The organism is Pedobacter sp. 01T416_2, from assembly GCF_056398925.1.
The window spans coordinates 1-3,665 of the sequence record NZ_JBFTQI010000702.1; the positions used below are offsets into that span (position 1 = coordinate 1).

Below are 3,665 nucleotides of genomic sequence, written 5' to 3' on the forward strand. Positions count from 1 at the left end.
ATTTAGAAGAAGCCCATGGCAAGTTCGATATTATTTTTAACCGCATATGTTGGTATTATTGCATTAACGATTACCGTTTTGCAAAATGTATCTACAACTTAATCAAAGAAAACGGCTACGGTTTTATTGTGGTTAACAATGAGAAATTTCTTCAGGAAGAACTTGCAAAAGAATCGGGTTTTAGAAAATTGGCCATTAAAATGAGCTATTGGCTCAATGAAAATTTTAATATTAAGCTTACACATGTTCATCCATCCCATAAGAAACTAAGTAAAATATTTGCCCGCTTAAATTTCAGGCACTTACATTTAGAACAATGTGGACATAACACCTTAATTACATTTAACAAGTAGAAGATTATGTGTTAACTTTGCCCTTTTAAGGAAAGATTTAATATGTTGATGCGTAAATTAAAATATAGTTTTTTGCTTTTGTGTGTTGCTTTTTTTTCTGTTGGAGCAGGAATAAAACACCCTTTGCATGTAAGCACAACTGAAGTAAACTTTAATGCCAAGGATAAAACCTTAGAAGTAAGCTGTAAAATCTTTTCTGACGACTTTGAGGCAATTTTAGCCAAATTATACAAACAGAAAACCGATCTGAGCAATCCGAATATGAAGAAGGCAATGGATGAATTGGTGAAAAAATATCTACTTTCTCATTTACAGCTAAAAGCACACTATTTTATATGATATGTTTGATGATCAGATGAGCATTGTACATATTGTAAAAGGCCCTAACCGTAAAAGCACAAAAATCCTTTACCCTGAAAAAAAGTTCACAGCAAACTTTTAATTGTAATTTTTGTATTAAATTACGGCTTAATGTTAAATTACCGTTAATTTTAGAAGGCAATATTATTTAAGTTAATATCTGCTGAGAAATATTTCTTGTAATCTTTTTTTAAATACCGTGTTGTTAAAATAAGTTATGCATCTAATCATCTTCTCCAATATATTAACGCCTCGGATAAAATATATCTTTAATTTTATTTTTAAAGATATTCTTAAAACAGAATTGGAATTTACAGGCAATAGCCAATATTTTCTACAGAGCGAGCATGTCAAAATCAGTTATGGCGAAGAGCCACTGGGTGAGGAACTTTTTTTTAAGCGTACCACTTTACTCTTCTCCAACAAATTAGAAGAAATTAAGCCAAAAACTATTCCTTTTGGCGAATATCAGGCCCCTTTTCCGGTTACACAATCAGCCTTGCCATTTGATGTTTTTGCTGCCTCATTTTTTATATTAAGCCGGTATGAGGAATATTTTTATCCCAAAAAAAATGAAGAAGAATTTAGGCCATCAAAAAGCCATCAGCACAAATGGAAGATTTTAGATAAACCGATTATTGATGAATGGGCATTGATCATTAAAAGTTTGATCAAAAAAAAGCATCCACATTTTAAGTTCCACGAAAAGAATTTTCAGCACCAGCCAACCGTTCACTTCAATATTTTGCCCAACTTGCCCGAGGGATTATTAAATAGGACCAAATTTATTTTCAGTGCTATCTTTAAAAAAGATAACAATTACCTGAGCTCGAAATTTGACAGGTTAACAGGGGTAGGGATTAATAATGAGCAGGTTTTAGATGAGGTAAACCAGCTATTTTCTTCAAAAAAAAATAATCCTCTTTATTTTGTCGATTTCCCTGATGTGCCGATAAATTACATTAGGATAAATGGCGTTTCAAAAATACTTAACAATCAATCAGTTGGGCTATTAAGACCTTGTGCCAGCGATAAGCAAAAAATGCTCGAGATTAAAGAAGGCCTTGTTAAGCTCAAAAAAATCAACCCAAACCCTGCACCTGTAAGTAGTCAGCAGTTAGAAGTATTAAAATTCCCCATTTGCTATTTAAATATTCTTAATTCCGGTATTACTTCCGATTATTCTATGGGTTATAGTAATGTACCGGGCTTTAGGGCCGGAACCTGTACGCCATTTAACTGGTACGATCTTCAGCTCGAAAAAGTAACCCCTTTAATCGTTAATTCTTACTGCTTCACCGATTATATTCTTCAGTTTTTAACACGTGAGGCAGCCACTAAAACAATACACCAATATATCGATGCAGTGAAGGTGGTAAACGGCACCTTTTACAGCAGTTGGAGTCTAAAAAGTATATCTTCAAATGCGAAATACAAAAAACTAAAGTCGCTCTTTAAAGAAATGCTCGATTATGCCGGAAATTGATTTTAATTTAATTTATCCGGCTTAAAATTGCTAATTTTAGTAATTAAACGTCCCAAGGAATAAACCTATAAGATACCGGAAACATTACTATGATTTTTGATGTAAGCAAGATAAAATCTATCGCCAATACCTTTATTGCCGAACTTCGGGATGAGAACATTCAGAAAGATTCGATGCGTTTCCGCAAAAACATGGAAAGGCTTGGTGAGTTTTTTGCCTACGAAATCAGCAAATCATTAGAATATACCATTCAAGAAATCGTAACCCCTTTGGGTGTATCGTCCTGTGAGGTTTTAACTCAACAGCCCGTTTTAGCTACTATACTCCGAGCCGGGTTGCCACTTCAACAAGGTTTGCTTAACATCTTCGACAAAGCCGAATGCTGTTTTATTTCTGCCTACCGAAAAGTAAAGAAAAGCGGCGATTTTGTAATCCAGATGGATTACATTTCTACCCCAGATTTAGAAGGAAAAGTTTTGATTATGGCCGACCCAATGTTGGCAACCGGACAAAGCATGGTGATGTGCTGTAAAGAATTGATTAACCGCTATAAAATTGCAGAACTTCATATCGTTGCCGCAATAGCCAGTACAGAAGGCGTTGCACATGTACGTGCTAATCTGCCTAAAGCAAAACTTTGGCTGGGAGCAATCGACGAAGAAATGACCAGTAAATCTTATATCGTACCTGGACTTGGCGATGCAGGCGATCTGGCCTACGGAGAGAAGGTTTAGTTTTTAGTCCTAAGTCAAGAACCAGTGAACATACTCTTTATATGCAGTAGAAATAAATGGCGTAGTGCCACTGCGGAAAATATCTATAAAAACCATCCCGATCATCAGGTAAGGTCAGCGGGAACAGCGCCATCTGCTAAGATTAAAATTAATGCAAAATTGATCATCTGGGCCGATCTCATCTTTGTGATGGAGAAAAAGCATAAGCAAAGGATCACTGAACGTTTTCCTGAAGAAACCTACGATAAGGAAATTGTTACACTTCATATCCCGGATGAATATCAGTATATGGATGACGAACTTATTGAGGAATTAAATGCAAAAGTTGCCGATTATTTATAAATCAAAAATCATTAGGCTACCTTTGTGAAAATCATCACTCATGAAACCATCATGATTTTTCAAATCACGTAGGGATTAGAAAAATCTGATAGCTTCATCACCGTTGCAGCTAATATATATACTCATGAAAAAGCACATTTTCTTCGACCTCGACCATACCATTTGGGATTTTGATCGCAATGCCGAAGAAACATTAGATGAGCTATACCAAACCTATAAACTAGAGGAGCTTGGCTTAAAATCGTGTGCCGATTTTATTACAATATATACCGAAAATAACCATCAGCTATGGGCCGATTACCATTTGGGGAAAATTACCAAAGATTTTTTAAGATCGGAAAGGTTTAACAAAACATTCATTCAATTAGGTATTCACCCTGATGCGGTACC

6 protein-coding genes are annotated in these 3,665 nt (G+C 35.3%); all 6 read left to right on the forward strand.

Going from position 1 to position 3,665, the window contains the following annotated elements:
- Positions 1-353 (forward strand): hypothetical protein (locus AC1DPQ_RS22730; RefSeq protein ID WP_477610958.1); only part of this gene is annotated, 353 nt, incomplete at its 5' end.
- Positions 354-401: 48 nt separating this feature from the next.
- Positions 402-692 (forward strand): DUF6702 family protein, encoded by a 291-nt coding sequence (locus AC1DPQ_RS22735; protein ID WP_477610959.1) that lies wholly within the window; start codon positions 402-404, stop codon positions 690-692.
- Between the two features lie 238 nt (positions 693-930).
- Complete coding sequence (locus AC1DPQ_RS22740; protein WP_477578461.1) at positions 931-2,199, forward strand: DUF7033 domain-containing protein; 1,269 nt, start codon at positions 931-933, stop codon at positions 2,197-2,199.
- Positions 2,200-2,288: 89 nt separating this feature from the next.
- Positions 2,289-2,933: a uracil phosphoribosyltransferase gene (gene upp, locus AC1DPQ_RS22745; protein WP_477578459.1), complete on the forward strand. Its 645-nt coding sequence runs from the start codon at positions 2,289-2,291 to the stop codon at positions 2,931-2,933.
- A gap of 24 nt (positions 2,934-2,957) precedes the next feature.
- Entirely contained in the window at positions 2,958-3,275 is a 318-nt protein-coding gene (locus tag AC1DPQ_RS22750) for a low molecular weight protein tyrosine phosphatase family protein (protein WP_477578457.1), read from the forward strand.
- Between the two features lie 124 nt (positions 3,276-3,399).
- Positions 3,400-3,665: YjjG family noncanonical pyrimidine nucleotidase (locus tag AC1DPQ_RS22755; RefSeq protein ID WP_477610960.1), on the forward strand; the 266-nt coding region annotated here is incomplete at its 3' end.

Bases quoted from the DNA above. Each gene is read 5' to 3' on its own strand.
- AC1DPQ_RS22740 (WP_477578461.1), top strand. From the start codon at position 931: ATGCATCTAATCATCTTCTCCAATATATTAACGCCTCGGATAAAATAT.
- AC1DPQ_RS22735 (WP_477610959.1), top strand. From the start codon at position 402: ATGCGTAAATTAAAATATAGTTTTTTGCTTTTGTGTGTTGCTTTTTTT.
- upp (WP_477578459.1), top strand. From the start codon at position 2,289: ATGATTTTTGATGTAAGCAAGATAAAATCTATCGCCAATACCTTTATT.